Raw genomic sequence first — 26943 nt, forward strand, 5'->3', positions numbered from 1 at the left:
GCATGAGAACGGTCCTGCAGCATTTGAGTATTTTCGGACGGGAAGAACGAGGCGCCGTCCTCGTCGAGATGACGCTGATCACCCCGCTCATGATCGCGCTGTCCGCCGGGGTGTTCGAATTCGGCAATCTCATTCATCAAAAGCTGCTGATCGAAACTGGCTTGAACGATGGTGCCCGATATGCGGCCCGCTGCAATCCCGACTTCTACGAAGCCAAGGTCGGCGAGACGATCTTCTCCTGCGAGCAGATAGCCGCAAACATAGCCTCCACAGGAACATGGGATGGAAGTGGTGGCTCGCGCGTTGCTGGCTGGACCGCTGCAGATGTTTCCGTCGACAGAGATTATCTGGATATCCCGGTGACCACAGATGCAGCCGGAAACCAGAACTACCGAAGCGCAACGGCGAGCGTCCGCACGGTGCGCGTTAGCACATCTTTTGAGTACGAGGGCACATCGCTCCTTTCGTACTTAGGCCTCAATCCGATCACGCTCACCGGCGCTCACGAAGAAAGGGTGATTGGGTGGTGAGATGAATTTGCTTGTCCGGTTTCAAAGGGATGAATGTGGGGCCGCCATGGTCGAGATGACCATCGCGATTGTCTTGCTCCTAACGCTCACACTTGGCTTCGTGGATCTCGGCAACGCCTACTATCAATGGAACGCGGCGACGAAGGCCGTTCAGGCCGGCGCCAGGATGGCGTCGATCTCGAACCCGATCGCGCCCGCTATCTCACAAGCTGGACCGATTGCCGTTGCAGGGGGGACAATTCCTGTCGGTTCCTACGACTACGTCTGCGATGGATCGACTTCGACCTGTGCGTGCACCGGAGTCAGCTGCGTCAACGGCGCCTGGGTAGCAGCCAATTTCAACCGCATCTATGCCGGTGACGACGGCGCTTGCGGCCCGGTTGCCGGCAACCGTCCTGGCATGTGCGACTTCTATCCGTTTCTCCAGCCCGCGAATGTGGTGGTTCGCTACACTGCGACGGGCCTCGGCTACCAGACGCGCCCCAACGGCTCGATACCGAGCATCACGGTCAGCCTGCAGAACGTGAATTTCCGTTTCTTCTTCCTGAGCGGACTGCTCGGGTTCAACACCATCACCATGCCGGCGATGCTGAGCACCGTGACAGGCGAAGACATGAGAAGCACCGCTCCATGAATGCGATCAGCCAGAAAGTCCTGCCGACCCGCCGGAAGCGGATCGCGCTCTATTCGTCGGATACGCAGTTCCGCCGAGAGGTGGCCGTGCGCCTGGAGTCGCTGGCGATCTACGATGTGCAGGTCGCCGACGCGACAGCGTTCCTGCGCGGCGCCGCTCCAGACGCCAAGCCGACCGTGATCATCCTGGATGTCGGCGACGGCGAGATCCTCCTGGAGCCGGCGCTGTCGACGGCTCGGGCAAGCTGGGCGTCGATCCCGCTGATCGCGGTTTCGGCGGAACTCGCGCCCGACCGCATGCGCAACCTGGTGCGGATCAACGCCTCGGACTGGCTGCACAAGCCGCTCGACGGCAAGGACCTGCTCAACGCGGTCACCTTCCACGACAGCGGCAGCCACGCATCCAGAAGCAGGGTGGTGACGTTCGTCTCGGCCAGCGGCGGAGCAGGCGCCACGACCCTGGCGCTTTCAGCGGCCAAGCATATCGGCGATAAGTCCGCACAGCATGCCGCCGGCACATGCCTGGTCGACCTCGATTTCCAGAGCGCCAGCTGTGGTGCCTACCTCAACCTGTCCAATCAGTTCGACATCGAGGGCATCATCGGCCAGCCCGACCGGCTCGACGTCGAGTTGATGGACGTGATCAAGCTGACGCGCCAGCCCGGCTTCACCATCTATTCGTTTGAGCGGCCGAGTCTGCCGTTCGAGCCGACCGGCCGCGATTTCGTGCTCAAGCTTCTCGACCTGGTCGCCTACCGTTTCGAAAACGTGATTGTCGACCTGCCCAACCTCGAGACGCCTTGGCAAAGTTCCGTCTTGTCGACGAGCGACGAGATCTTCGTCGTCTTCGAACTCAACGTTGCGTCGCTGCGCCAAGCCAAGAGGCTCTACACCAGAATCCGCGAGATCAAGGGCAATACCGCTTCCGTCACGCTCGTGGCGAACAAGCACAAGCGCAAGCTGTTCGGGAACCATTTCTCGAAGGGCGAGCTCGAGAAGATTTTCGCCGCCAAGCACATCAAGACGGTGGCATTCGATCCCGACCTGATGTCGGATGCCCTGAACCGGGCAATGCTGCCGGTCGAAATACACCGGCGGGCAAGGCTCAACCGCGATCTCAAGCGCATCTTCGAGGAGCGCGTGGATGCTTCCTAGGAGACGCCATTACTTGGCCGCCGTCTTGCCGTGCGTCTTCTGGATGTGGCCTGCCGCGCTGGCCTCCGCGGTCGAGTTGAAACCAGTTCTTGCCGCGGCCAAGTCGCGGCCGAAACTGCCGGGTATGGGTCCGAGCTTCCGGCAACAGGTCGAGTTCCCCACCGGCGAGGCGGCAGGGACGATCGTCATCCGCAAGAACGCCAGGGCGCTCTATCTGGTCACGGGAGCCAATCGCGCCTTGAGATACAGGATCAGTGTCGGACGGGAAGGCTTCCTCTGGACAGGCGTCGTCAAGGTGGGGGCAAAGCAGGAATGGCCGGAATGGCGACCGCCGCTTGAGATGCGCGATCGGCAGCCGGGCCTGCCGGAAATGGTGCCGTCAGGTCCATACAATCCCCTCGGAGCGCGGGCGCTCTATCTGCATGACAAGGGTAGAGACACGCTCTACCGGATTCACGGGACCAACGATCCGAAGGGGGTCGGCTTCGACGGCACCTCGGGATGTTTCCGGCTGACCAATACCGACATACTGGATCTCTATCGGCGCGTGGAAGTCGGAGCCAAGGTTGTGGTGGAATGACGACCATTTCGGACAGCCCGACCCCGCGGATCGACGAACCTCGCGTCATCAGGCACAGGGCCTACGTCACGCCGGCGGTGGTGATCCTGCTCGTGGCAGCAACGCTGACGTTCCTCAACCTTGCGGCCGCGGTCTATACGTTCCGATCGACCGGCGACCTCATCGCGATCGAGAACCGCCTCGACGAGTTGAAGGCGTTCGAAGACCGCATCGCCGGCCAGCTGGACCGGATGAATTCCGGCATCCAGGCTAGGCTGGAGATGCTGCAAAGCGATTTTCGAGGCGAGCTCGGGGGCTTGCGGGACGAGGCCAGCCGCCTCGCCACCATTCCTCTGGTTTCCGACCAGACCGAAGAAGCCATCCAGAGCGATCTGCCGGAGATAGCACCCGCGCCGGTCCTGGAACAGGCAGCTGAGATCGAGCAGGAGGCTGTCGCCGAGGCTCCGGCGCCACAGCCCAAGCGCGCGGCACGCATGAGCACGGCAGAGAAACCGCCGGCCTATGAACGGATCCAGTCCCAGGACGGAAAGGTCTATTATCGCAAAGTGCAGTGAACAAAGCCTGGGCTGGAAGCGTGCGACCAGCGTCGCGATCGTTGCGGTGGCGCTGTCGGCGGCGAGCGCGCCGGCTGTTGCCGAGCCGCATTGTCTGCGCGTCGTGAACGTGGACTTCTGGGATGTCCTCTACATACGCGCGAAGGATTCCCACCGGTCGAAAGCGGTCGGCGCGATAGCTCCGGATCACGACGGGACAATTGAGCTCACCGGCCCCTGCATGCCGCAGGGCCAGTCGCCGGAACGGCAATGGTGTCCCGTCCACTATTATCCGCTGCCGTCGGTCCGAATATCGGGCTACGTGAAGGCCTATTTCACGACGGCCACGGCGTGTCCTAAAGGTTTTTCTGGAGCATCCTGACGCGCAGAGAAACCGCTGCGGAACGTTCGTTCAGGTGCTTCAGGACCGCCAGGTGGCACAGCACGCAGCTGGCGATACCGCCGCACAGAAGCAGGAGCTGGACGGGCGAAAACTGCGCTATCCAGGTGACCGCCCAGTTTCCTGATGAGGCGGGCACTGCGGCAAGGCTCGACACTTTCGCCTGGCTTGCCATCACGAAAGACGCAACAGCCACCAAAAGCGCGATGTGATTGCTGAGGAACGAGTAGGACCGCCACCTGCGTGACCAAGCAACCAGCACCACGATTGCGGCGATGAGGAGAAGTGCGAGAAAGTGGCTGGAGATGGACCCGCCGATGCTTGTTTCGACGGTCTGCCACATTCTGCCGAAGGCGGCACGCATTTTCAGCCAGACTTCCCATGCCAGGGGGCTTGCGGGATCCGTGCCCAGCCACAGCAGCGCACATCTTTCCGCCGCCAGCACACCAACCAGCGTAAGCGGAAAAATCGACAAGAGAATCCGAGTGGCCTGCATGATGGCAGATTGCGCGATTGGCATTAAATAAATGCTAATGACTTATTCTGTGTCCTTCCGCACGGAGTTGCCCGTTGCGAACTGAAACGGGCACGACTGGCTTTACCTTGTGCCGGCGTCAGTTCCAACCTGAAGCGGAAACGAGCGAGAGCTTATCTCGCCAAGGACCTGCCGGGGGCTTCCAGCATAACATGATCTTATTCCCTACAGGATAGCGGCCCATTAACCGATGTCCGCTAACCGGTGTCGGCCATTTTCATCTTTCCGCCAGAAGCCGCCGTTTCTCCAACGGCCCCACTTCCGACACCTCAACATCTAGCGCTTTTGCGGACGATGCGGCACATCGCCGAAGATGCGGAGCGTCAGCAAGAGCATGTGTTTGATAGATTTCTCCCGAGTGAACACGGGAGATCGCCATGCGCCTCGCAACCGCAATGATCGAGGACATCAAGGTTCGGGTTTCGGCTGAACAGAAGCGGGCGCTGCGGGCCGCCGCGGTGAAGCAGGGCCTGACCCTGTCACAGTATGTCCGCGAGGTGGCGACCAAGGCTGCGGCGAGGGCTGCAGCGTGAGCCACGACCTAACCCTTATGGCACTCTGGTGTCGTCACAAAGCCGACTGCCGTCCGATCAGCGGCACCGTCGCCGATGCTCGCGCCGGCCGCCTGCCTGGCGTCGAACCCCTTCCCACAGGCTTCGGCCATCGTATTGTCGATAAGGCTGTCGCGCTCTCGGCTATGCATAGGAGGGCCGCCTGATGGCTTTCATCTTCAACGCTATGAAGGGCGAGACACCTGCGCCAGGAGACGAGCAATTGTCGACTCGCTCATGACGCCCGATCCTGGCGTGCCGCGCAATGTCGGCGAGGGCATTGCCGCAATTGGAAAGGCGCTGAGCGGATATTTCGCGAACAAGGCTCTCCACAAGAAGGAGATGGAACTGCAGTCCGGAGCGGATGCGCGCTGGAACGAGATGGTGGCGGCCTTGCAGGGACCGTCAGCCTTTCCGTCAGCGCCTGGCTCGCCGACTTCCACGCCGTCACCGCAAACAGGCAATGCCTCCAGCCCTGCTGCGCAGGCGCCTGGGGGACTTCCAGGGCAACGGCGTCTTCAAAAACAATGACTAGATACCGCCGTTGGTGGAGCTGAGGGGGATCGAACCCCTGACCTCGTCATTGCGAACGACGCGCTCTCCCAGCTGAGCTACAGCCCCGTCCGACGGATGGCGCATTTATCGACCGGCCTCCCCGCCTGTCAAGCATTGCTCGTGCTCCAGCGATGGTCAGGTGTATCGATCCGATGGAGCCGGTGCGAAACTTGGAAGCGGCTTCGGGCTTCCAGCCCTTGCCGCTTCGCCGGGCAATGGCTAAATGTCGCGGGTCCCAGGGTATGATCCCGAAGGGCCGCGTTGGCGAAACGCCAGGACCGGCTTTCCGGGGGATCATGCCGATCCAACCGATTTGCCGCATTTGTGCTGCGCGGCCTCGCTGCAAGATGCTCTAGGAGACCGGCATGCTCGCCCTCATCAAGACGATCGATCTGGCGCTCTATCTCTACTGGTGGATCATCATCGCCTCGGCGATCTTCTCCTGGCTCTACGCCTTCAACGTGGTCAATCCACGCAACCAGTTCGTCGGTTCGGTTGGCAACATGCTGTTCCGCCTGACCGAGCCGGCATTGCGGCCGATCCGCCGCTACATGCCTGATCTCGGCGGCATCGACATCTCGCCGATCGTGCTGCTGCTCATCATCTACTTCGTTCGCGAACTGCTCTGGTCGACGATCGCGCCGCTCTTCGTCTGAGCGTGACCGCCTGCTATCGGACGCGGCCGGACGGCCTCGACCTTTTCGTGCGGCTGACGCCGAAATCCTCGGTCGAGGCAATCGACGGCTTGCAGGAGACCGCGGATGGCGCGACCCATCTTGCGGTGAGGGTGCGCCCGGTGCCGGAAAAGGGGGCGGCCAACGCGGCGTTGGAGAAGCTCCTCGCCAAGCGTCTCGGACTTCCGAAACGGGCGGTCAGCGTCGTCGCCGGATCGACGTCGCGGCTGAAAACCGTTCGCCTGACGGGAGATGCGGCAGAGCTCGCAGAGGCGGTGGACGCAGCGATCCGGCTGGCGGAGCAAGGAAAGGGACGCTAGCCTTGTCCGGTCGCTGACGCGAAAGCGAGGTGCCCCCGATGACCAGAACAGGGATTGCAGCCGGCCTTCTCGCCGGTCTTTGCCAGGCTGCGTTGGCCGGCGAGATATCGAACGCCTACACGGACATAGACGTCGAAAAAGGCTGCTCGGTCTTCGCCGCAAGCGAGGAAGAAGGCCCGTTCGCCAATCTCATCTGCAACGGCTGGCAGGGCTATCCGGTGCTGATCTTCTCCGGCGACCTGCGCGAATCCGTGTTTTATGGCTTTCCGCCCGGCACCGATCTGCCCTGGGAGAGTTTTTCGGCCTTCAACTCCACCGGCGGCAGGATCGAATGGCGGATAGAGAAGGACGGCCAGCGCTCGGTTCCCTTCGCGACGATCCACCGCTGGTTCGTCAATGCCGATCCGGAGAACCCCGACAGGCGGACCGAGGTGCTCGTCGTCGAAAAAGTCGGCCAGGTCGACAAGCGTGACGGATGCGCGGTTGGGCTGGTGCTCGCCACCGGCAACCCGCAGGCCAACGAGGCGGCGCGCAGGATCGCCGACGAGCGGGCGCGGCATTTCGACTGCGGGACCGACAAGCCGGCGGTGGTCGGCGCCGGCGTGCCGGACTTCACCAGCAGCGGGAACGGATTATTTCTTGGCCCGTTCGATCGCGTCGGTGATCATCTTCTTGGCGTGCGTGCTGTCGTACCAGCCGCCGATCTTCACCCATTTGCCGGGCTCGAGATCCTTGTAGTGCTCGAAGAAGTGCTGCACCTGCTGCAGGGTGATGTCGGGAAGGTGCGTGTATTCGGTGACATTCTCGTAACGCAGCGTGAGCTTCGGTGACGGCACGGCGATCACCTTCTCGTCCTCGCCGGCATTGTCCTCCATGATCAGCACGCCGATCGGCCGCACATTGATGACGCAGCCCGGCACCAGCGCGCGCGTGTTGCAGACCAGCACGTCGATCGGGTCGCCATCGCCCGACAGGGTGTGCGGCACGAAACCGTAATTGCCGGGATAGCGCATGGAAGTGTGCAGGAAGCGGTCGACGAACAGCGTGCCGGCCGCCTTGTCCATCTCGTATTTGATCGGCTCGCCGCCGATCGGGACCTCGATGATGACGTTGACGTCGTCCGGCGGGTTCTTGCCGCTGGGGATCGCTTCGATGCGCATGCGTTGTGCCTCACTTGATGGCGGATGGATACAGGCAGGCCGTGCCGAGCGCAATGCAGCTTGCTGCACTGCGAAACGGCGAAAGGTCGCGTCTCCCGTAAGAATGCGGCGCTATTCAGGCCTTCCCTCGCGTCATTCTTCAAGCCGGCTTGGAGGCAGCTCGGGCATGGCCGAATCGCGTTTAAAGTGTATCACTTTCCGGTCTGAGCCACGCCATCGGGGAGCCTGGAATGGACCGGTTGTTCGCGACGCTGGATATCTATTGCGAGCGCACGGAGGCAGGCCTGTGGGCGGAGCCGGTCAATGCGCTCACCAATCTCCTGATTCTCGGCGGCGGCTTCTTCGGCTTGGCGCAGGTGCGTTCGAGGCAGGCCGGCATCTACGCCGAAATCCTCTGCTGGTGGGTCGTCGCGATCGGGCTCGGCTCGTTTCTCTTCCATACCACGGCGATCGAACTGACCAAATGGGCAGACATCATTCCGATCGCCACGTTCACGCTCGCCATGGCGATCTTTTGTCTACGCCGTTTCGCCGGCCTGAGCGCGCCGAAGACCGTGGTCTATTTCGTCTCGTATTTTGCGGTCATCTCAGTCGTCACCTGGCTCATCCCCGCATGGGTGAGCGAGGCCACCAACGGCACGATCGCCTATCTCCCCGCGCTGGCCGGCTACGCCTTCTTCGGCGTCGTGGCGCTCCTCCACGGCAGCCCGGCCGGATGGTATTGCATCGCCTGCGCGGTGATCCTTTTCGCCGGTTTCGTCTTCCGCGCGATCGATCAGGACATCTGCCAGGCGTTCCCGCTCGGCACGCATTTCATGTGGCACGTCCTCATCGCCCTGATGCTGTCCGTGAACCTCATGGCGGTCGCGAAGTACGGCGCGCCGCGCAGGCCGGCGGCAGGCGATCGCAGGTAGGAAGGGCGGCCGGGGCTCAATCCCAGACGAAGGCGACCTTCTTCAGCGCCTTCTGGTCGAAGACCTCCACGCCTTCGGCGATGTCGCGGCCGCCGGCGCCCTCGTAGAAGGAAAGCGCGCCGACATTTTCCTCCAGCGCCCAGACCACCAGTCCGCGCAGGCCGGAATCGGCGAGCTTCTTGCGCGCCGTGGCGAACAGCCGGCTGCCCAGCCCGATGCCCTGGTATTCGGGGCGAAGATAGAGCTCGTAGATCTCGCCCTGCTGCGACAATTCGCGGGCGCGGTTCCTGCCGATGGTGGCGTAGCCGGCGAGCTTGCCGCCGATCTCGACGACCAGCACGGTGGCCGAACGGCGTATCGCGTTCGCCCACCAGTCGGGCCCGCGGCGGTTGATCATCCTGGTCAGCGCGCGATGCGGGATGATGCCGCTGTAGGCGCCGCGCCATGCATCCTGGTGCACGTCGGCGATCGCCGCAGCGTCATTCGGTTCGGCCTTCCTGATGTCGATCGTCAACGTCTTCATGATTTGTTAACCATAAACGCTGCCTCGACTCCCTGGCAAGCGGCTAGAGAGCGATCCCCTAAAAGCGGAAACGGTTCTCGAAGCGGATCGCTGCTCCGCGGAGGGAAGCCTGCCCGCCAGCCTGCGCCGGAAAACGCCGGATGGGAAATCAGATTTCGACGAGATGGTCGTCGAGTTCGTTGACGTCGCCCGGCCGTATCGGGAAATGCTCGGCGAGCAGGGCGCCGACGGCGGTCACGGCGGTGACGAAACCGTCGGCAAGCCTGCCGTTCCTTGCGTCGTCGACCAGGCCGGCGACGATCGAATCCCACATGTCCTGCGGCACCTTGGCGTCGATGCCGGCGTCCGCCACGATCTCGGCATAGCGTTCCGCCAGCGAGACGAAGATCAGCACGCCGGTCCGCTCGGCGGTCAGGTGCACGTTGCGTGCGAGGAACTGCTTCAGCGCGTTTTCATGTGCGCGTCCGTATTGCCAGCGCCGCGGCGCCAGCCGGATGCGCAGGCCGGGCAGGATATAGATGAGCGCCAGCGCTGCCGCGAGCGCCAGGAGCTGGGCGCTGACGAAGATCGGCAGGCGCATGGAAAACCACCAGGTCTCCAGGAGGAAGGCGACGGCCAGGCTGATCACCAGGATAGACACGGTGACCAGCATCGCCGCCGAAAAGAAATAGCCGTCGCTGCGGCGCGCCACGACGCAGTAGATCTCGCCCGCAGTGGAGGCCTCCGCGATGCGGATCGCCTCGGCGATGCGGGCGTGTTCCTCTTTGGTCATGGTCTCGTCAGCCATCTACCAGCTCCCTGACGATCCACCGCCGCCAGACGATCCGCCGCCACCTGAAAATCCGCCACCCGACGATCCGCCCGACCAGCCGCCGCCGCCCGAATATCCGCCTCCCGACCAGCCTCCGCGCGACGCGCGACGTCCGCTCGAATTGTAGTTGAAGGTCATGCCGAGCCATTCGTAGCGGCCGGGACCGATCTTGCGGCCGAACATGCGGGGCAGGATCGCCATGGCGAAACCGCCAAAAAAGATCGTCGCCCAGACGATGAAGAACAGCACGACGATGATCGTGTCCGGGTCCCATCCCGCTGTCTGCTGATTGCGCTCGGCGCGCGCTTCGAGCTCGGCCGCATTGCCTTCGAGCACCATGATGATGTCGTCGACCGCCTTCGAGATGCCGCCGGAAAAGTCGCCGGCGCGGAAGGCCGGCACCATCGTGTTCTCGATGATGAGCTTGGAATGAAGGTCGGTCAGCGTGCCTTCCAGCCCGTAGCCGACCTCGATGCGCATTTTCCGATCGTCGCGGGCCACGAGCAGCAGGATGCCGTTGTCCTCGCCCGCCTGGCCGAGGCGCCAGGCGCGGAAGAGGCGGTTGGCGTAGGGTTCGATCGCCTCGCCGCCGAGGCTCGGAATGGTGGCGACCACGATCTGGTCCGACGACTTCTGCTCGAACGCCTGGAGCTTCTGGACGAGCGCCGTTTCGGCGACAGGATCGATCAGCCCGGCGTCGTCGACGACGCGTCCGGTCAGCGCCGGCAGGTCCTGGGCAAAGGCCGCGAGAGGCAGGAAGAGCAAGGCAAGCAGCGCAAAGCCCAAGGCGCTGAGCCTGCCTGCCGTGCGCTGCGCCCGGACGCTGGATGCCGCCGAATTCATGGCTGGCTTCGCCGCCTAAGGCTCACCCGCCCTGCTGCTGGGTTCCGAAATCCACCTTCGGCGGCTGCATGGCGTCGTCGGAGACGGTGAAGTTCTGGAAAGGCTCGTTGCCGAACCAGAGCGTGTTCCAGAGGATCGACGGGAAGGTCCTGAGCGACGTGTTGTAGACCCGGACCGCCTCGATGTAGTCGCGCCGCGCCACCGCGATGCGGTTCTCGGTGCCTTCGAGCTGCGCCTGCAGGGCGAGGAAGTTCTGGTTCGCCTTGAGGTCGGGATAATTCTCAACCACGGCCAGCAGCCGCGACAGCGCGCTCGTCAGGCCCGACTGGCTGTCCTGGAAAGCCTTGAAGGCCTCCGGATCGGACAGCATTTCGGGCGAGACCGTCACCTGCGTCGCCTTGGCGCGCGCCTCGACGACGCTCTCCAGCACTTCCCGCTCGTGCGAGGCATAACCCTTTACCGTCTCGACCAGGTTGGGGATGAGATCGGCGCGGCGCTGGTACTGGTTCAGCACCTCGCTCCACGCGGCCTTGGCCTGCTCTTCCAAGGTGGGAATGGTGTTGTAGCCGCAGGCGGACAGCAGCGGCAACGCGAAGGCCAGGACGAAGATGGCCGGCAGCAGGCGCAGGGGGGATGATGTCTGGGGGGCAAGCATGGGGTTCCCTCGGGTTGCAATCGAACCGGCAACACGTTTAGCACGACCACCGGCCCGAATGACAGTTGCACAAACCGACGGTTGCACTGTCCCCGGCACTGTGAATGCTAGGCCTCATGCGGCAAAACCGATGAAAGAGGGACCCGGCATGGCGAAGGACCGCGACAGCGAGCAAACGGCCGAATCGCGGCGCATCCTGGACCGCGTCTCGCGCGAGGCGGAAAGCGGCGGCCGCTCGGTGATCGACCGTGCGGCGCGGAGGGCGCGCGATCATGTCACCGCCGCCGATGTGGACCACGAGGATTGGGTGGAATATTGGGGGACGCGGATCGGCAGGATACTCGGCCTCGTCCTGCTCGTCGGACTGATCGTGTGGCTTGTGCTTTATCTTGCGCAAGGTGAGTAGCTTGGGGCGAATGGCCGACGGCGAGTAGTTGGGGCGGATGGCGCAATGAACGGCAGTGCAGTCGAGACGCCGCGGGCGGTGATTGTCGTTTCGAGCCATGTGGCGCGCGGCTCTGTCGGCAACCGGGCGGCGGTCTTCGCGCTGGAGACGCTCGGGCACCCGGTCTGGGCTGTGCCGACCGTCGTGCTGCCCTGGCATCCCGGCCACGGCCCGGCGACGCGCATCGTACCCGATGCGGACCAGTTCTCGGCCTTCATGAAGGATCTCGAACGCGCACCGTGGCTGGGCGAGGTCGCGGCAGTGCTCTCCGGCTATCTCGGCGATGCCAGACAGGCTGCAGACGTCGCCGCCCTCGTGCGTCGGGTCAAGGCGGGGAACCCGAACGCGCTCTACATCTGCGACCCGGTGATGGGCGACGCCGGCGGGCTCTACGTGCCGCAAGCGACCGCGGAGGCGATGCGCGACCTCCTGTTGCCGCTTGCCGACATCGCCACGCCCAACCGCTACGAACTCGAATGGGTCGCGGGGGCGAAGCTGGAAGATCTGTCTTCCGCCATCGCCGCCGCGCTCGATCTTGGCCCGCCGCGCATGCTGGTCACCTCGGCGCCGGCGCTGATGGCGGGCGGCATCGGCAATCTGCTGGTCACCCCGGACGAGGCGCTGCTCGCCGAACACCGCCAGATTCCCGGTCCGCCCAACGGGCTAGGCGACCTCACCGCCGCCGTGTTCCTGGCACGGCTGATGGCAGGCCAGCCCGACGCCAAGGCGCTGCAGACGACGACGGCCGCCGTCTATGAGATCCTTGCCCGTACGGCCAAGCGCGGCGGTGACGAGTTGCAACTCGAGACCGACGCGCGCAGCCTGTCGCAACCGATGGCGATGGTGCAGCTCCGCCATCTCACCCACCCCGGCGCGAACAGGCGGGCGTGATATGTCCTGCTGCGTCGGGGTAGACGGCTGTCCCGGCGGCTGGATCGCGGTCTGGAGGCCGGATGGCGGCGAGGCGGCGGTGCGGGTGTTTCCGGCCTTCGCCGATCTGATCGCCTGCGTTGCGGGCGACGCGACCATCGCCGTCGACATGCCGATCGGCCTGCCGGAGTTTTCGCGGCGGGGCGGACGCGGACCGGAGGCGCAGGTGCGGCCGCTGCTCGGGCAACGGCAGTCGAGCGTCTTTTCCATCCCGTCGCGCGCCGCCGTCTATGCGGAGACGGCTCCGTTCACCACGGTCGCGGCATCGTATGCCGCGCATCGGCGGGCGAGCGAGGTCGCCCGCCGCACCTCCGATCCGCCGCGCGGCGTCTCGATCCAGGCCTTCGGCATCTTTTCCAAGATCCGCGAGGTGGATGCATTGCTGCGTGAGCGCCCCGATTTGCGCGAACGCATCTTCGAATCGCATCCCGAAGTCGCCTTCATGCGCCTGAATGGCGGCATTCCCATGCGGTTGCCCAAGAAGATCAAGGGGATGGTCAATCCTGATGGCATGGAGGAGCGCAAGGCGCTGCTTTGCAGCCTCGGCTACCAGCGAACGTTTCTGGACGGGCGGCCGCCCCCCGGCGCGAAACCCGACGATTTCCTCGACGCGGCCTGCATGATGCTGGTCGCAGGCCGCATCAGGCGCGGCGAAGCCGTGTCATTCCCGGATCCTCCGCAGGGCGACGCGCTCGGCATTCCCGTTGCGATCCGCGCGTGACCTGCACTTTTTGTTGCAGTGCGAAAAGAATTGGCGTTTAAGTGCGGTTCATGGCTCATCTCCCCGACCATCTGCTCGCCGGCTACCGCAGCTTCATGAACGGGCGCTATGCCGCCGAGAGTGGGCGCTATCGCTCGCTCGCCCGCGACGGCCAGACGCCGGAAACGATGGTGATCGCCTGCTGCGACTCGCGCTCGGCGCCGGAGGTGATCTTCGATGCCGGACCGGGCGAGCTTTTCGTGCTGCGCAACGTCGCCAACCTCGTGCCTCCCTATGAGCCGGACGGCGAGTTCCACTCCACGTCCGCAGCGCTGGAATTCGCCGTACAGAGCCTCAAGGTGAAGAACGTCGTGGTGATGGGGCACGGCCGCTGTGGCGGCATCAAGGCTGCGCTCGAGTCCTCCGCCGGGCCGCTGTCGCCGGGCGACTTCATCGGCAAGTGGATGAGCCTGATCGGCCCGGCGGCCGAAACGGTCGCGAGCAGCACGCTGATGACCCAGACAGAACGCCAGACCGCGCTCGAGCGCATTTCGGTCCGCTATTCGCTCGCCAATCTCAGAACCTTTCCCTACGTCAAAGCGCTGGAAAGCGAGGGAAAGCTGACGCTTTTCGGCGCCTGGTTCGACATCTCGGCCGGCGAACTCTGGGCGATGAACCGCGAGACCGGCGATTTCGAGCGGCCGGACGAGGCCCGGGACGGGATCTGAGACGAGCCTGGGAGCCGCCACCGGTTGCGGCGCACGGCAGGCGCGCCTACATCGGTGTCCGTTCCTCGCAGTTCGGAAGACCTCTCCATGACCAAGATCGTCGATCTCGACCGTCATCCGCTCACCCATTGGGAGGGCCCGCTCGGCCTGCCCGATTTCCCTGGCATCGACGATGATGGTTTCGGTCCGGTCTTCGACGCTGCGCTTGCCGCGCATCAGGCCGACATCGATTCGATCGCGGGCAATCCCGAAACGCCGACGATCGAAAACACCTTCGCCGCCATCGAGCTTGCCGGCGATCCGCTCGATCGCGTCTCGTCGATCTTCTGGTGCAAGGCCGGCGCCAACACCAATGACGCGATCCAGGCGATGGAGCGCGAGATCTCGCCGAAGATGTCCAGGCATTTCTCGGCGATCTCGATGAACGAGAAACTGTTCGCGCGCATCGACGACCTCTATCAGCGCCGCGCCGCGCTGGATCTGAATCCCGAGACGCTGCGGCTGGTCGAAAAGAGCTGGAAGCGCTTCGTCAAGTCGGGCGCCAAGCTCGACCCGGAAGGCAAGAAGCGGCTTGCGGCGATCAATGAGGAGCTCTCCTCGCTCGGCACCACCTTCAGCCAGAACGTGCTCGCCGACGAAAAGGAATGGGTGATGTTCCTCGGCGCGGACGACCTCGCCGGCCTGCCCGATTTCCTGAAGAGCGCCATGGCGGGCGCAGCCGAGACGCGCGGCCGCAAGGGCGAGTACGCCGTCACGCTTTCGCGCTCGATCTACGAGCCGTTCACCACCTTCTCCGAACGTCGCGATCTCAGGGAGAAGGCGTTCAAGGCCTTCGCGGGCCGCGGCGAGACGGGCGGGGCGACCGACAATGCAGCCGTCGTCAGGAAGATGCTGGCGTTGCGGGCGGAGAAGGCGAAGCTGCTCGGCTATGACAGCTTCGCCGCACTGAAGCTCGACGACACCATGGCCAAAACGCCGAAGGCCGTCTTCGATCTGCTCGAACCCGTCTGGGAGAAGGCGCGCGAGAAGGCGGCGGCCGACGAGGCCGAGCTGCAGCGTCTCGCCGTGGCAGCCGGCAGCAACGAAAAGCTCGCCGCCTGGGACTGGCGTTTCTACCAGGAGCGGCTGCGCGCCGAGAAATACGCCTTCGACGAGGCCGAGCTGAAGCCCTATCTGCAGCTCGAAAAGATCATGGAAGCGTGCTTCGACGTGGCGACGCGCCTCTTCGGGGTCAGCTTCGCCGAAAAGGAAGGCGTTCCCGCCTGGCATCCCGATGTCCGCGTCTTCGAGGTGCTGAATGCCGACGGCTCGCGCCGCGGGCTGTTCCTCGCCGACTATTTCGCGCGGCCCTCGAAGCGTTCCGGCGCCTGGATGAGTTCGCTGCAGTCCGGCTACAAGCTCGGCCACGGCTCGACGCCGATCATCTACAACATCATGAATTTCGCAAAGCCGCGGGAAGGCGAGCCGGCGCTGCTCTCGCTCGACGAGGCAAAGACGCTCTTCCACGAGTTCGGCCATGCGCTGCACGGCATGCTGACCGACGCATATTGGCCCTCGCAGTCGGGCACGTCGGTGTCGCGCGACTTCGTCGAACTTCCCTCGCAGCTCTATGAGCACTGGCTGACGGTGCCCGCGGTGCTCGAAAAATATGCACGCCACTACAAGACAGGCGAGGCGATGCCCAAGGCGCTGCTCGACAAGATGCTCGCCGCCACCACTTTCGACGCCGGCTTCCGCACCGTCGAGTTCATCTCCTCGGCGCTGGTCGACATGGCCTACCATTCGCAGAAGGAAGCGCCCGCCGACCCCCAGCAATTCGAGGCCGAGACGCTGAAGAAGCTCGGCATGCCGGATGCGATCGTGATGCGCCACCGCACCCCGCACTTCGGCCATGTCTTCTCGGGCGACGGCTACTCGGCCGGCTACTATTCCTACATGTGGTCGGAAGTGCTCGACGCCGATGCTTTCTCGGCCTTCGAGGAGACGGGCGATCCGTTCAATCCCGATCTCGCCGACAGGCTGAAGAAGAACATTTACGCGTCAGGCGGTTCGGCTGATCCGGAAGTGCTTTACACAGCCTTCCGCGGCAAGATGCCGACGCCCGACGCGATGATGGTCAAGCGCGGCTTGGCCTGAGCAGCGTTACTGGCCGTCGGCAGGCGCAGCCTGCCTGGCCAGTACTTCCTCGTAGGCTGCCCGCAGGCCGGCGCGGACCGAGCCCGGCCGTAGCGGATCGAGCGATCCGGTCGGGTGGTCGAGATGTTCCTCGCGCAGCTCGGCCATGAACTTTTCCCACAGTTCCGGGCCGCCCGCCTCCATGAGCTGGGCGCGGATGGACAGCGGCTCGCTCGCCGGCAGCCATTTGCGGCCCCAGGCGCCGAGATGCGCCATGATCGGCACCAGGGCGATCGCCATTTCGGTCAGGCTGTAGACGGCCTTCTGCTTGTGGGTCGGGTCGTCCATCTTGGTCAGCAGGCCGAGTTCCACCAGCGTCTTCAGCCGGTCAGCCAACATGTTCGATGCGATGCCTTCCTCCGAGCGCAGCAGGAGTTCGCGAAAATGCCGGCGTCCGCCGAAGATCATGTCGCGCAGGATCACCAGGGACCATTTGTCCCCAAAAACCTCGACCGCGAGATTGATGGGGCAGCCCGATCGATGGGCGTCGTTCGATTTTTTCATATGCGCGCAATAACCGGTTGCAAATCCTAATCACCGATATAATAATCGAACTGGTTACAAAATGCAATCAGATTGAGGAGCGAAGATGGCGACATTTGTCGTGGCGCATGGTGCCTGGGCGGGCAGCTGGGCGTGGATGCGCGTGGCGGACCGTCTCCATGCAAGGGGACATCGCGTGTTTGTCCCGACACTGAGCGGGCTCGGCGAACGGTCGCATCTCCCCGCAAGCTCCATCAATCTCACGACCCATATCGGCGACGTGGTCAACGAGATCCGCTGGAAGGACCTCGACGGCGTGGTGCTGGTCGGCCATTCCTATGGCGGCTTCGTGATCACCGGCGTGGCGGAGGAGATAGCCGGGCGCATCGCGTCGATCGTCTATGTCGACGCCTTCATTCCCGGTAATGGCCAGGCCTTCGCGGATTTTTCGCCGGAATGGAACCTTCCGCCGGACGCGCTGATTCCTGCGCCACCGGCCGTCATCGGCGATTATCGCGACGAGGCCGATCTTCTGTGGGTGAACGAGAAGGCGACGCCACAGCCGGCAGGAACCTTCACGGAGCGTGCCCGCGTCACCGGCGCCTATAAAACCATTCCCAGCAAGACCTTCGTTCAGGCGACCGGCTGGGACAGCCCGTTCAGGGAGGCCGTCGAGGCGTTTCGCGCGGACGCCGGCTGGCGCGTCCATGAGGTGGCATGCGGCCACGACATCGCGATCGAGGAGCCCGACGAACTGACCGGAATCCTGGAGAGGTCCGCCTAGCGCTTCGGATAGCAGGCGAGTGGGATGTCGGGCCAGACGGCCTTGTCGCAGCCGGCATCAGCCTGCTGCTGCTTGAACGACGCGCTGGTCGGCCCGGTCACCATGGGGTCCACGCCGTAAGGCGCGTCGGAAAAAGCTTCCTCGGCCGGGGTCAATTGCGTCAGGCCCGCCGGGGCGTCGATATATCTCGTGCCGGTGGAATGCGCGACGCCTGCCGCGAGCAGCACGGCCAAGGTCGCCGTCGCCGCGGTCGCCCTGAAAATCCTGGAAAACGCCATGGTCATGCCCGTTAACTTTTCCAGCATCGAAACGATCCGCATCGGTTAGCTTTTTATTATCGTCGCCAAATGGCTAATTTTCGGTAACCACCAGCCTTAACCAGGGCCCTTTCGCATCTGCGAAAAAACCTGTATGAGCCGCCCAACCAAACTCGCGGCGCAGGAAGCATGCGCTGCCTCGCTCCCGAGACCACAACATGAATCTTAGAAACATCGCGATCATCGCGCATGTCGACCATGGCAAGACGACGCTGGTTGACGCGCTCCTGAAACAATCCGGCTCTGTCCGCGAAAACCAGCGCGTCAATGAACGCGCCATGGACTCGGGCGACATCGAAAAGGAACGCGGCATCACCATCCTCGCCAAGGCGACCTCGGTCGACTGGAAGGACACCCGCGTCAATATCGTCGACACGCCGGGCCACGCCGATTTCGGCGGTGAGGTCGAGCGTATCCTCAACATGGTGGACGGCGCCATCGTGCTGGTCGATGCCGCCGAAGGCCCGATGCCGCAGACCAAGTTCGTGGTCGGCAAGGCGCTCAAGGTCGGCTTGAAGCCGATCGTCGCCATCAACAAGATCGACCGGCCCGACGCGCGCCATGTCGAGGTCATCAACGAGGTGTTCGACCTCTTCGCAGCCCTCGACGCCACCGACGACCAGCTCGATTTTCCGATCCTCTACGGCTCAGGCCGCGACGGCTGGATGGCCGAAAGCCCTGAAGGACCCAAGGACCAGGGCCTCGCGCCGCTGTTCGATCTCGTGCTCAAGCACGTGCCCAAGCCCAAAGTGGAGCCCGGTCCCTTCCGCATGATCGGCACCATTCTGGAAGCCAATCCGTTCCTCGGCCGCATCATCACCGGGCGCATCGCCTCCGGTTCGCTGAAGCCGAACCAGGCGGTCAAGGTGCTGCATCATGACGGCACGCTCCTGGAAAACGGCCGCGTCTCCAAGATCCTTGCCTTCCGCGGGTTGGAACGCCAGCCGATCGACGAGGCCCAGGCCGGCGACATTGTCGCCATTGCCGGGCTGCAGAAAGGCACCGTCGCGGACACGTTCTGCGATCCCGCTGTGACCGAGCCGCTGGAGGCGCAGCCGATCGACCCGCCGACCGTCACCATGTCGTTCATCGTCAACGACAGCCCGCTTGCCGGCACCGAAGGCGACAAGGTGACCAGCCGCGTCATCCGCGACCGGCTGCTGCGCGAAGCCGAAGGCAATGTCGCCCTGAAGATCGAGGAATCGGCGGACAAGGACAGCTTCTACGTCTCCGGCCGCGGCGAGTTGCAGCTTGCCGTGCTGATCGAGACCATGCGCCGCGAAGGCTTCGAGCTTGCCGTTTCGCGCCCGCGCGTCGTCATGCAGAAGAGCGAGAACGGCGAACTGCTGGAGCCCGTCGAGGAGGTCGTCATCGACGTCGACGAGGAGCATGCCGGCGTCGTCGTGCAGAAGATGAGCGAGCGCAAGGCCGAGATGGTCGAGCTGCGTCCTTCCGGCGGCAACCGCCAGCGGCTTGTCTTCCATGCGCCGACGCGCGGTCTGATCGGCTACCAGTCCGAGCTCCTGACCGATACCCGCGGCACGGCGGTTATGAACCGGCTGTTCCACGCCTATGAGCCTTACAAGGGCGAGTTGCCCGGCCGCACCAATGGCGTGCTCATCTCCAACGAGCAGGGCGAATCCGTCGCCTATGCGATGTGGAACCTCGAAGATCGCGGCCCGATGATCATCGACGCTGGCGTCAAGGTGTATCAGGGCATGATCATCGGCATCCATTCGAGGGACAACGACCTCGAAGTGAACGTGCTGAAGGGCAAGAAGCTCACCAATATCCGCGCTGCCGGCAAGGACGAGGCGGTGCGCCTGACGCCGCCGGTGCGCATGACGCTGGAGCGCGCGCTCGCTTGGATCCAGGACGACGAACTGGTCGAGGTGACGCCGAAGACCATCCGCCTGCGCAAGCTCTATCTCGATCCCAACGAGCGTAAGCGCTTCGAGAAGCAGAAGATCAGCGGCGCGGCCTGACCTTCACAGGGAACGCGACATGACTTAACTCCGTTCGGCGGGCGCCGAACGGAGTTTTTTCATGCCCAGCCCCACCTACGAATTGTTCGCCGAGGCGATGGCGGCGCGAAGGCCAGTGGTCTGCATGTACCAGGGCCATCCCCGCGCGATCTGCCCGATCATCCTCGGCCATACCGACGGAGCCGAGAAGGCGCTGACCTGGCAGTTCGAGGGAAGCGGCAGTGGCGGATCAGTGCGCGGGCAGTGGAAATGCCTGTCCCTGGCGGCGGTGAGCAAGGCCGAGATCGCCGATGGTCCCTGGCGTTCCGGTCGCGAGCACGGCCAAAGGCAGAGCTGCGTCAAGGACGTCGATCTCGACGTCAATCCGGACAGCCCCTACGAGCCGAAGCGACGGCTGCCAAGGATGCGCGTGGTCAAATAGGCGCCTGGCGTTGTCCCCAATGCGCCGGCAGCGCAATCGTCTCCGCTGGCCCGTGCGACGCGGCCAGGCTGCGCCCTTGGCCGCGAATGAAAAGCAGCTAGGATGGAAGAAGGAGGACACCCGATGGCGTTTAGCTCGCTTCTCATCTTCGCCGGCGCGCTGCTCGTCGCGGCCGGCTCGCCCGGTCCGTCGATCGCAGCGCTCGTCGCCCGCGTGATCTCGAAGGGTTTTCGCGACGTCTTCCCGTTTCTCGCCGCCATGTGGATCGGCGAGGCCATCTGGCTCTCCATGGCGGTGTTCGGCCTCGCCTTCGTGGCGCAGACCTTCCATCTCGCCTTCGTCGTCGTGAAATGGGCGGGCGTCGCCTATCTCGTCTATCTCGCCTGGAAGATGTGGACCGCACCGGTCGCCGTCGGCGACGCCGACATGCCTCGCGAGGATTCGTCGGCCAGGCTTTTTCTCGCCGGTATGGCCGTCACGCTCGGCAATCCGAAGATCATGATGTTCTACCTGGCGCTCCTGCCAACCATCATCGACCTGGGCGCGGTCACCCTGCTCGGCTGGGCCGAACTGACGCTGACGATGGCCATCGTGCTGATCGCCATCGATCTCACCTGGGTGCTTGCGGCGGCGCAGGCGCGCAAGCTTCTGCGGAGCAAGCGTGCCATGCTGATCGCCAACCGCATCAGCGCCGCGACCATGGGCGGAGCGGCGGCCGCGATAGCCGCGCGTTCGTGAGGCCATGAAGCAGCCGTCATAACCGGTTCATCTGCCATCTGCATTTTCGAGCCGCCGGCGCGTCCGGCCGAATTCGCGGCTGCATTTGGCTTTAGCCAGTCGCCAAAAGTCCGCCTTCTGCTACGATGACGGGAAAAGCATTTCGGAGGATTCGATGGACACCGTTCGCGCCAAACCGGCAGCCGCAACCCTGAAGGCCGCGAGGTCCTCCAGGGCAGGCGGCCTTGCCGCCTATCTGCTTGCGCGCGCGCCTGCCGAAGACGCCGCCGCCTATGAGCCGAAGGTGCTGGCCAGGGCGATGGCGCTTGCCGAGAAGGCGGTGCTTTCCCATCGCCGGGGCGAAAGCGTGATCGCCATCGATACCGATCCGGGCATCGTGCGCAACGACCGCCCGCTCACTGCCATTACCGTCGTCAACGACAACATGCCGTTCCTGTTCGATTCGGTGCTCGGCGAGATAACCGACACCGCCGGCGAGCCGACCTTCGTGATCCATCCGGTGGTCGGCGTCCGCCATGCCAAGCAAGGCGTCAGCGAAATCATCGCCGATGGTCCCCGGGACAAGGATGTCGACCGCGTCAGCGTCATCCATATCCATATCGGCGCGCTGTCGGCCGACGAGGCGGAGGGCCTGAAGGAGCGTCTCGGCCGGGTGCTGACCCAGGTGCGCGCCGCAGTCGGCGACTGGAAGCCGATGCTTGCGCGGCTCGACCGCGCCATCTCGGAATTCCGCTACCAGCCGATCCCGCTCGCCAAGGATGACGTCGCCGAAGCGATCGCCTTTCTCGAATGGCTGCGCGACGACAATTTCACCTTCCTCGGCATGCGCGAGTTCCGCTATTCGGGCGGCGAGAAGAGCGGCACGCTGGCGCGCTCGACGAGTCCGGGCCTCGGCATTCTCGCCGATCCTGACGTGCGGGTGCTGCGCCGCGCCGAGGGAGAAGCCACCACGGCCGAGATCCGCGCCTTCCTGCACGGTCCCGATCCGCTGATCGTCACCAAGGCCAACGCCAAGTCGATCGTCCACCGCCGCGCCTATCTCGACTACATCGGCATCAAGACTTTCGACAGGAAGGGCGCGCTCACCGGCGAGTTGCGCGTCGTCGGCCTGTTCACCTCGACCGCCTACACGCGTTCGGTGATGAAGATCCCCTATCTGCGTTCCAAAGCCGAGGCCGTGATCAAGAAATCCGGCTTCGACCCGCACGATCATTCCGGCAAGGCGCTGATCAACGTCCTCGAAAGCTACCCGCGCGACGAGCTTTTCCAGGTCTCCGTGCCGACGCTGCGCAAGCATGCCGAAGCCATCCTCGGCCTCGTAGAGCGCCCGCGCGTCAGGGCGCTCTACCGGATCGACCAGTTCGACCGTTTCGTCTCGGTCATCGTCTTCGTGCCGCGCGATCGCTACGATTCGGTCGCCCGCGAGAAGATCGGCGCCTATCTCAAGACGGTCTTCGAAGGGCGTCTCTCCGCCTACTATCCGGCCTTTCCCGAAGGCGGCCTGGCGCGCGTCCATTTCATTATCGGCCGCTCCGGAGGTAAGACGCCCAAGGTCGAGCCGGAGGTCATCGAGGAGGCTATCCGCGACATCGTCCGGACCTGGGAGGACGCAGTGCGCGAGGCGGCGCTCGGTTCGGGCGCCGACCTGTCGCTGCTCGCAACTGCGGGGCGGTTTCCCGAGAGCTATCGCGGTTCGTTCACAGCAAGCGAGGCGCTCGCCGATTCGCGGCGCGTCGCTTCAATAGGTCCGCAGCAGCCGATCGCCATCGACTATTATCGCGAACCAGGCCATCCGCCCGAACAGGCCTCGCTGAAGATCTACCATCACGGCAAACCGGTCTCGCTGTCGCGACGCGTGCCGGTGCTGGAAAACATCGGCTTCAAGGTCATCAGCGAGCGCACCTTCGAGATCGCCGGAGGTCCGGACGGGCCGGTCTTCATCCACGACATGGAGCTCAAAAACGCTTTTGGCGGACCGATCGACCTTTCCGACGGCGGCAAGCTCTTCGAGCAGGTGTTCCTGTCGGTCTGGCGGGGCGAGGCCGACAACGACAGCTACAATTCACTCGCCCAGACCGCCGGCCTCGGCGCCTCGGCGATCGGCGTGCTGCGTGCCTATGGCCGCTATCTCCAGCAGGCGGGCATCCCGCAGAGCCAGGGGTTCATCGCCGCGGTGCTCAACCGCTATCCCGACATCGCACGCGGTCTCCACGGGCTCTTCGTCGCCCTGCTCGACCCGGCGGCCGGCAAGGAGGGCGGGGTGACGGCGAGGCACCTCAAGGCCAAGATCAAGGACGCGCTGGAAGACGTACCCAACATCGACGACGATACGATCATCCGCCGCTACCTCAATCTCATCGAGGCTTCGCTGCGCACCAACCACTTCGTGCCCGGCCTGCGTGAAAAGGGCCAGTCGCTGGCGATCAAGTTCGACTCGCGCGCGATCGACGGCCTGCCCGAGCCGCGGCCGTGGCGCGAGATCTTCGTCTACGGCTCCGACGTCGAAGGCGTGCATCTGCGCTTCGGATCGGTCGCCCGCGGCGGCCTGCGCTGGTCGGACCGCGCCCAGGACTACCGCACCGAGGTGCTAGGCCTCGTCAAGGCGCAGCAGGTGAAGAACGCCGTCATCGTGCCGGTCGGCGCCAAGGGCGGCTTCTATCCGAAGCGCCCGACCGCCGGCCTTTCGCGCGACCAAGTCTTCGAGGCCGGCCGCAACGCCTACGTCAACTTCATCTCCAGCCTGCTTTCGGTGACCGACAACATAGAGGGCAGCGAGGTGGCGCCGCCAGAGGATGTCGTGCGCCGCGACCCCGACGATCCCTATTTCGTCGTCGCCGCCGACAAGGGCACGGCGACCTTCTCGGACACCGCCAACGCCATCAGCCAGAAGCACGGCTTCTGGCTCGACGACGCCTTCGCGTCAGGCGGCTCGGCCGGCTACGACCACAAGGGCATGGGCATCACCGCCAAGGGCGCGTGGGAGGCCGTGAAGCGGCATTTCCGCGAGATGAACCGCGACATCCAGACGTCGCCCTTCACCGCCGTCGGCGTCGGCGACATGTCGGGCGACGTGTTCGGCAACGGCATGATGCTGTCCGACCAGACGCGCCTGATCGCCGCCTTCGACCATCGCGACATCTTCATCGACCCCGATCCCGACCCGGCGGTCTCCATCGCGGAGCGCCGGCGCCTGTTTGCGCTGCCGAGATCGTCCTGGCAGGACTACGACAAGTCGAAGCTCTCCCCGGATGGCGTCGTCGTCTCGCGCAGCCAGAAGTCGGTGACGCTGCCGGCCGCCGCCGCAGCGGCGATCGGCCTCGAAAAGACGGTTGCCTCGCCGGTCGAGATCATGAAGGCCATCCTTCAGGCGCCTGTCGATCTCCTCTGGTTCGGCGGCATCGGCACCTATGTGCGCGCCTCCACCGAGACCAACCAGGACGCCGGCGACCGCGCCAACGACGCGATCCGCGTCACCGCCGCCGAGGTCCGCGCCAAGGTGATCGGCGAGGGCGCCAATCTCGGCGTCACCCAGCGCGCCCGCATCCAGTTCGGCCTGCTCGGCGGCGCCTGCAATTCCGACGCCATCGACAATTCGGGCGGCGTCAACTGCTCGGACGTCGAGGTCAACATCAAGATCGCGCTGGCCTCGGCCATGCGCAGGAACGCGCTGGCGCGCCCGGCGCGCGACAAGCTGCTTGCCGACATGACCGGCGAGGTATCGCGGCTGGTGCTTTCCAACAACTACCAGCAGACGCTCGCGGTCTCCGTCGCACGCAAGGCCGGCATGGCCGATTTCCCGCACCATGCCCGCTTCATGACGACGCTCGAGGCGCGCGGCCTGCTCGATCGCACGGTCGAGACCCTGCCGTCGCCGGCCGCGCTCGCCGAACGCGAGGCTCGCCGCGAGCCGCTGACGCGCGCCGAACTCGGCGTGCTGCTCGCCTACGGCAAGATCGTGCTCTTCTCCGACATCGTCGCCAGCGACGTGCCCGACGATCCGCATTTCGAGCGTGATCTGCTCGCCTATTTCCCCGACCGCATGGAGAAGAAGTTCGCCGCCGACATCGCCTCGCACCGGCTGCGCCGCGAGATCATCGCGCGGGTCGTCGCCAACGATCTCATCAACCGCGGCGGGCCCTCCTTCGTCACGCGGCTCATGGATGCGACCGGGCGCGGTGCGCGCGAGGTCGTCCGCGCCTTCGCGGTCGTGCGTGACGGCTTCGGGCTGCCGGCGCTCTATCGCGAGATCGACGCGCTGGACAATAAGATCGACGGCCAGATGCAGCTCGACCTCTATGCCGCCGTCGGGCGGTTGGTGCTGACGGCCAGCGCCTGGGACCTCAAGAACGGCGACGGCAGCGCAGCGCTCGGCACGCAGATCGCAGCGCTCGGCCAGGCTCGCAAGCAGCTCGAGCCGAAGCTCCTCTCGCTGCTGCCTGAGTTCACCAGGGACCGCGTCACCGCGCGCCGGCTGACGCTCGTCGAGGCCGGCACTCCGGAGGAGCTTGCCGGGCGACTGGCGCTGCTCGACGCATCGGCCCTGATCCCCGATATCGCGCTGGTCGCGGAGCAGGCGAAGTCCGATCTGGCCGCTGCCGCCAAGGCTTTCTTCGCGATCACCGACGCCTTCCGCATCAGCCGCATCGAGGACGCTGCCGCCGACATCTCCACGTCCGACTATTATGAAGGCATGGCGTTGTCGCGCGCCGGAGACACGATCGGCGCGGCCCGCCGCGGCATGGCCGTCGCCGCGCTCACCGGCTTCGGCAAGAAGGGCGATCCGGTTGCCGCCTGGCTCGAAGCGGGCGGCGAGCGCATCGCCAAGGCGCGGGAGCGGCTGGTGGCCCTCACCGAAGGTGGCGATATCACCGTGTCGCGGCTGACCGTCGCGTCCGGCTTGATGAGCGATCTGGCCGAGCCGCGAGGCTGATGAACGGCAAGCAGAGCTTGCATTCGGCCTGGATCGGAAGCGACGGTCCGGTGGGTGTCGCCGGATCGGCCACGTCGCTGTTTCCGTGGTGGAGCTTCACCAAGACCGTGCTTGCCATCGCCGCGCTCCGGCTGGTCGAGCAGGGGCGCCTCGATCTCGATCTGCCGCGGCCGGGAAAGCCATACACGCTGCGCCAGCTCCTGCAGCACCGTGCAGGCGTCCCGGACTACGCTTCGCTGGCGGTCTATCAGGAGGCGGTTGCGCGGGAGGAAACCGCCTGGTCCCGCGACCGGATGCTGGCGGAAGCCGGCGCGGCCCGGCTGGAGTTTCAGCCGGGTATGGGCTGGGCCTACAGCAATATAGGCTACATGCTCGTCTGCGACGCGATCGAAGAGGCAAGCGGTCTTCCGCTTGCGACCGCTCTTTCGGAACTCGTGCTCGATGTGCTCGTGCTGCCGTCCGTCAGGCTTGCGGACGCGCCCGGTGATTTCGAGGATGTGTTCTGGCCGGAATTGCGCCGCTATGACCCGCGCTGGGTCTATCACGGCTGCCTGATCGGAACACCGGTCGACGCAGCCCGGCTGCTCCACGGCCTGTTTTCCGGACGGCTCCTGCGCTCCGATACGCTGGACCAGATGACGAAGCGCCATCCCCTCGGCGGGGCCTTGCCAGGGCGGCCTTGGACCGATCGCGGTTACGGGCTGGGCGTGATGTCGGGGCAGGTCGGCGGTGCGGGCAGCGCCGTCGGGCATTCCGGCAGCGGGCCGTTCAGCGCCAACGCCGTCTATCATTTCCCTGATGGCCCCCAGGCCGTCTCGGTTGCGACCTTCACGCATGGTTCCGATGAAGGTCCCGCTGAATTCGAGGCGGTTTCAAACGCGCTTCGCCGATCACAGCAATAGCCGTTCATTTGCGCCGTTCCAAAAAACATGCAG

Annotated in this window: 29 protein-coding genes and 1 tRNA gene; 21 read left to right on the top strand and 9 right to left on the bottom strand. The window is 64.6% G+C overall.

Features of this window, described 5'->3' with window-relative positions; genetic code table 11:
• Nucleotides 1-2 precede the first annotated feature (2 nt).
• The 5 genes from D8676_RS09875 to D8676_RS09895 are packed head-to-tail and all read left to right on the top strand — an operon-like array spanning nt 3 to nt 3452.
• On the top strand, nt 3-530 hold the full coding sequence (locus D8676_RS09875) for a TadE/TadG family type IV pilus assembly protein (protein WP_121580705.1): 528 nt from the start codon (nt 3-5) through the stop codon (nt 528-530).
• A gap of 46 nt (nt 531-576) precedes the next feature.
• Entirely contained in the window at nt 577-1164 is a 588-nt protein-coding gene (locus D8676_RS09880) for a TadE/TadG family type IV pilus assembly protein (protein ID WP_245426692.1), read from the top strand.
• Nucleotides 1161-2318: a response regulator/pilus assembly protein gene (locus tag D8676_RS09885; RefSeq protein WP_121580706.1), complete on the top strand. Its 1158-nt coding sequence runs from the start codon at nt 1161-1163 to the stop codon at nt 2316-2318. Before D8676_RS09880 ends, D8676_RS09885 begins: the two co-directional genes overlap by 4 nt.
• 13 nt (nt 2319-2331) lie before the next feature.
• The gene (locus D8676_RS09890) at nt 2332-2898 is read left to right on the top strand and encodes a L,D-transpeptidase (RefSeq protein WP_245426693.1); all 567 of its coding nucleotides are present in this window, start codon (nt 2332-2334) and stop codon (nt 2896-2898) included.
• Nucleotides 2895-3452 carry a hypothetical protein gene (locus D8676_RS09895; RefSeq protein ID WP_121580708.1) on the top strand — a complete coding sequence of 186 codons (558 nt, stop codon included), beginning with the start codon at nt 2895-2897 and terminating at the stop codon, nt 3450-3452. The genes D8676_RS09890 and D8676_RS09895 overlap by 4 nt, the downstream gene beginning before the upstream one ends.
• Nucleotides 3453-3787: 335 nt before the next feature.
• On the opposite strand, the gene D8676_RS09900 is transcribed toward D8676_RS09895, so the two are convergent.
• On the bottom strand, nt 3788-4351 hold the full coding sequence (locus D8676_RS09900) for a hypothetical protein (protein ID WP_121580709.1): 564 nt from the start codon (nt 4349-4351) through the stop codon (nt 3788-3790).
• A gap of 392 nt (nt 4352-4743) precedes the next feature.
• On the opposite strand from D8676_RS09900, the gene D8676_RS09905 reads away from it, so the two are divergent.
• On the top strand, nt 4744-4899 hold the full coding sequence (locus D8676_RS09905) for a DUF1778 domain-containing protein (RefSeq protein WP_121580710.1): 156 nt from the start codon (nt 4744-4746) through the stop codon (nt 4897-4899).
• Between the two features lie 255 nt (nt 4900-5154).
• On the top strand, nt 5155-5448 hold the full coding sequence (locus tag D8676_RS27020; RefSeq protein WP_147448181.1) for a hypothetical protein: 294 nt from the start codon (nt 5155-5157) through the stop codon (nt 5446-5448).
• Nucleotides 5449-5462: 14 nt separating this feature from the next.
• Here the strand turns inward: D8676_RS27020 and D8676_RS09910 are convergent.
• Nucleotides 5463-5538, bottom strand: a tRNA-Ala gene (locus D8676_RS09910).
• A 299-nt stretch (nt 5539-5837) separates the two neighbouring features.
• On the opposite strand from D8676_RS09910, the gene D8676_RS09915 reads away from it, so the two are divergent.
• On the top strand, nt 5838-6128 hold the full coding sequence (locus D8676_RS09915) for a YggT family protein (protein WP_121580711.1): 291 nt from the start codon (nt 5838-5840) through the stop codon (nt 6126-6128).
• A 2-nt stretch (nt 6129-6130) separates the two neighbouring features.
• The gene (locus D8676_RS09920; RefSeq protein WP_121580712.1) at nt 6131-6466 is read left to right on the top strand and encodes a DUF167 family protein; all 336 of its coding nucleotides are present in this window, start codon (nt 6131-6133) and stop codon (nt 6464-6466) included.
• A gap of 632 nt (nt 6467-7098) precedes the next feature.
• On the opposite strand, the gene ppa is transcribed toward D8676_RS09920, so the two are convergent.
• Complete coding sequence (ppa, locus tag D8676_RS09930) at nt 7099-7626, bottom strand: inorganic diphosphatase (RefSeq protein WP_121580713.1); 528 nt, start codon at nt 7624-7626, stop codon at nt 7099-7101.
• Nucleotides 7627-7856: 230 nt separating this feature from the next.
• On the opposite strand from ppa, the gene D8676_RS09935 reads away from it, so the two are divergent.
• Nucleotides 7857-8540 carry a ceramidase domain-containing protein gene (locus tag D8676_RS09935; RefSeq protein ID WP_121580714.1) on the top strand — a complete coding sequence of 228 codons (684 nt, stop codon included), beginning with the start codon at nt 7857-7859 and terminating at the stop codon, nt 8538-8540.
• 16 nt (nt 8541-8556) lie between these two features.
• Here the strand turns inward: D8676_RS09935 and D8676_RS09940 are convergent, their stop codons facing one another.
• The 4 genes from D8676_RS09940 to D8676_RS09955 all read right to left on the bottom strand — a co-directional run bounded on the left by D8676_RS09940 (nt 8557) and on the right by D8676_RS09955 (nt 11372).
• Nucleotides 8557-9063 carry a GNAT family N-acetyltransferase gene (locus D8676_RS09940; protein WP_121580715.1) on the bottom strand — a complete coding sequence of 169 codons (507 nt, stop codon included), beginning with the start codon at nt 9061-9063 and terminating at the stop codon, nt 8557-8559.
• A gap of 148 nt (nt 9064-9211) precedes the next feature.
• Entirely contained in the window at nt 9212-9850 is a 639-nt protein-coding gene (locus D8676_RS09945) for a TPM domain-containing protein (protein WP_121580716.1), read from the bottom strand.
• Nucleotides 9851-10717 (bottom strand): YgcG family protein, encoded by an 867-nt coding sequence (locus tag D8676_RS09950; protein WP_121580717.1) that lies wholly within the window; start codon nt 10715-10717, stop codon nt 9851-9853.
• A gap of 22 nt (nt 10718-10739) precedes the next feature.
• Nucleotides 10740-11372, bottom strand: a complete 633-nt coding sequence (locus D8676_RS09955; protein ID WP_121580718.1) for a LemA family protein — start codon at nt 11370-11372, stop codon at nt 10740-10742.
• A 130-nt stretch (nt 11373-11502) separates the two neighbouring features.
• On the opposite strand from D8676_RS09955, the gene D8676_RS09960 reads away from it, so the two are divergent.
• The 5 genes from D8676_RS09960 to D8676_RS09980 all read left to right on the top strand — a co-directional run bounded on the left by D8676_RS09960 (nt 11503) and on the right by D8676_RS09980 (nt 16311).
• A complete protein-coding gene (locus D8676_RS09960) occupies nt 11503-11778 on the top strand; it encodes a hypothetical protein (RefSeq protein WP_245426695.1) in 276 nt (91 codons plus the stop codon).
• A gap of 45 nt (nt 11779-11823) precedes the next feature.
• Nucleotides 11824-12708, top strand: coding sequence for a pyridoxal kinase PdxY (pdxY, locus tag D8676_RS09965; protein ID WP_121580719.1), 885 nt, complete (start codon nt 11824-11826; stop codon nt 12706-12708).
• Between the two features lies 1 nt (nt 12709).
• Nucleotides 12710-13468 (top strand): DUF429 domain-containing protein, encoded by a 759-nt coding sequence (locus D8676_RS09970; protein WP_121580720.1) that lies wholly within the window; start codon nt 12710-12712, stop codon nt 13466-13468.
• Between the two features lie 50 nt (nt 13469-13518).
• The gene (locus D8676_RS09975) at nt 13519-14175 is read left to right on the top strand and encodes a carbonic anhydrase (protein WP_121580721.1); all 657 of its coding nucleotides are present in this window, start codon (nt 13519-13521) and stop codon (nt 14173-14175) included.
• Nucleotides 14176-14262: 87 nt separating this feature from the next.
• Nucleotides 14263-16311 (top strand): M3 family metallopeptidase, encoded by a 2049-nt coding sequence (locus D8676_RS09980; RefSeq protein WP_121580722.1) that lies wholly within the window; start codon nt 14263-14265, stop codon nt 16309-16311.
• Nucleotides 16312-16317: 6 nt separating this feature from the next.
• Here the strand turns inward: D8676_RS09980 and D8676_RS09985 are convergent, their stop codons facing one another.
• Nucleotides 16318-16854 carry a helix-turn-helix domain-containing protein gene (locus tag D8676_RS09985; protein WP_121580723.1) on the bottom strand — a complete coding sequence of 179 codons (537 nt, stop codon included), beginning with the start codon at nt 16852-16854 and terminating at the stop codon, nt 16318-16320.
• An 85-nt stretch (nt 16855-16939) separates the two neighbouring features.
• Here D8676_RS09985 and D8676_RS09990 point away from each other — a divergent pair, with 85 nt between their 5' ends.
• Nucleotides 16940-17617, top strand: a complete 678-nt coding sequence (locus D8676_RS09990; RefSeq protein WP_121580724.1) for an alpha/beta hydrolase — start codon at nt 16940-16942, stop codon at nt 17615-17617.
• Here the strand turns inward: D8676_RS09990 and D8676_RS09995 are convergent.
• A complete protein-coding gene (locus D8676_RS09995; protein WP_245426697.1) occupies nt 17614-17922 on the bottom strand; it encodes a hypothetical protein in 309 nt (102 codons plus the stop codon). The genes D8676_RS09990 and D8676_RS09995 overlap by 4 nt on opposite strands.
• 170 nt (nt 17923-18092) lie before the next feature.
• Here D8676_RS09995 and typA point away from each other — a divergent pair, with 170 nt between their 5' ends.
• From typA to D8676_RS10020, 5 genes are all read left to right on the top strand, one after another.
• Complete coding sequence (typA, locus tag D8676_RS10000; RefSeq protein ID WP_121580726.1) at nt 18093-19919, top strand: translational GTPase TypA; 1827 nt, start codon at nt 18093-18095, stop codon at nt 19917-19919.
• A 61-nt stretch (nt 19920-19980) separates the two neighbouring features.
• Entirely contained in the window at nt 19981-20340 is a 360-nt protein-coding gene (locus D8676_RS10005) for a hypothetical protein (RefSeq protein ID WP_121580727.1), read from the top strand.
• 123 nt (nt 20341-20463) lie between these two features.
• Nucleotides 20464-21078, top strand: a complete 615-nt coding sequence (locus D8676_RS10010) for a LysE family translocator (RefSeq protein WP_121580728.1) — start codon at nt 20464-20466, stop codon at nt 21076-21078.
• Between the two features lie 154 nt (nt 21079-21232).
• Complete coding sequence (locus D8676_RS10015) at nt 21233-26008, top strand: NAD-glutamate dehydrogenase (protein WP_121580729.1); 4776 nt, start codon at nt 21233-21235, stop codon at nt 26006-26008.
• Nucleotides 26008-26910 (top strand): serine hydrolase domain-containing protein, encoded by a 903-nt coding sequence (locus D8676_RS10020; RefSeq protein ID WP_121580730.1) that lies wholly within the window; start codon nt 26008-26010, stop codon nt 26908-26910. The genes D8676_RS10015 and D8676_RS10020 overlap by 1 nt, the downstream gene beginning before the upstream one ends.
• Nucleotides 26911-26943: the final 33 nt, after the last annotated feature.

It is taken from the genome of Mesorhizobium sp. YM1C-6-2 (assembly GCF_003666685.1).
Taxonomy (GTDB): domain Bacteria; phylum Pseudomonadota; class Alphaproteobacteria; order Rhizobiales; family Rhizobiaceae; genus Mesorhizobium_K.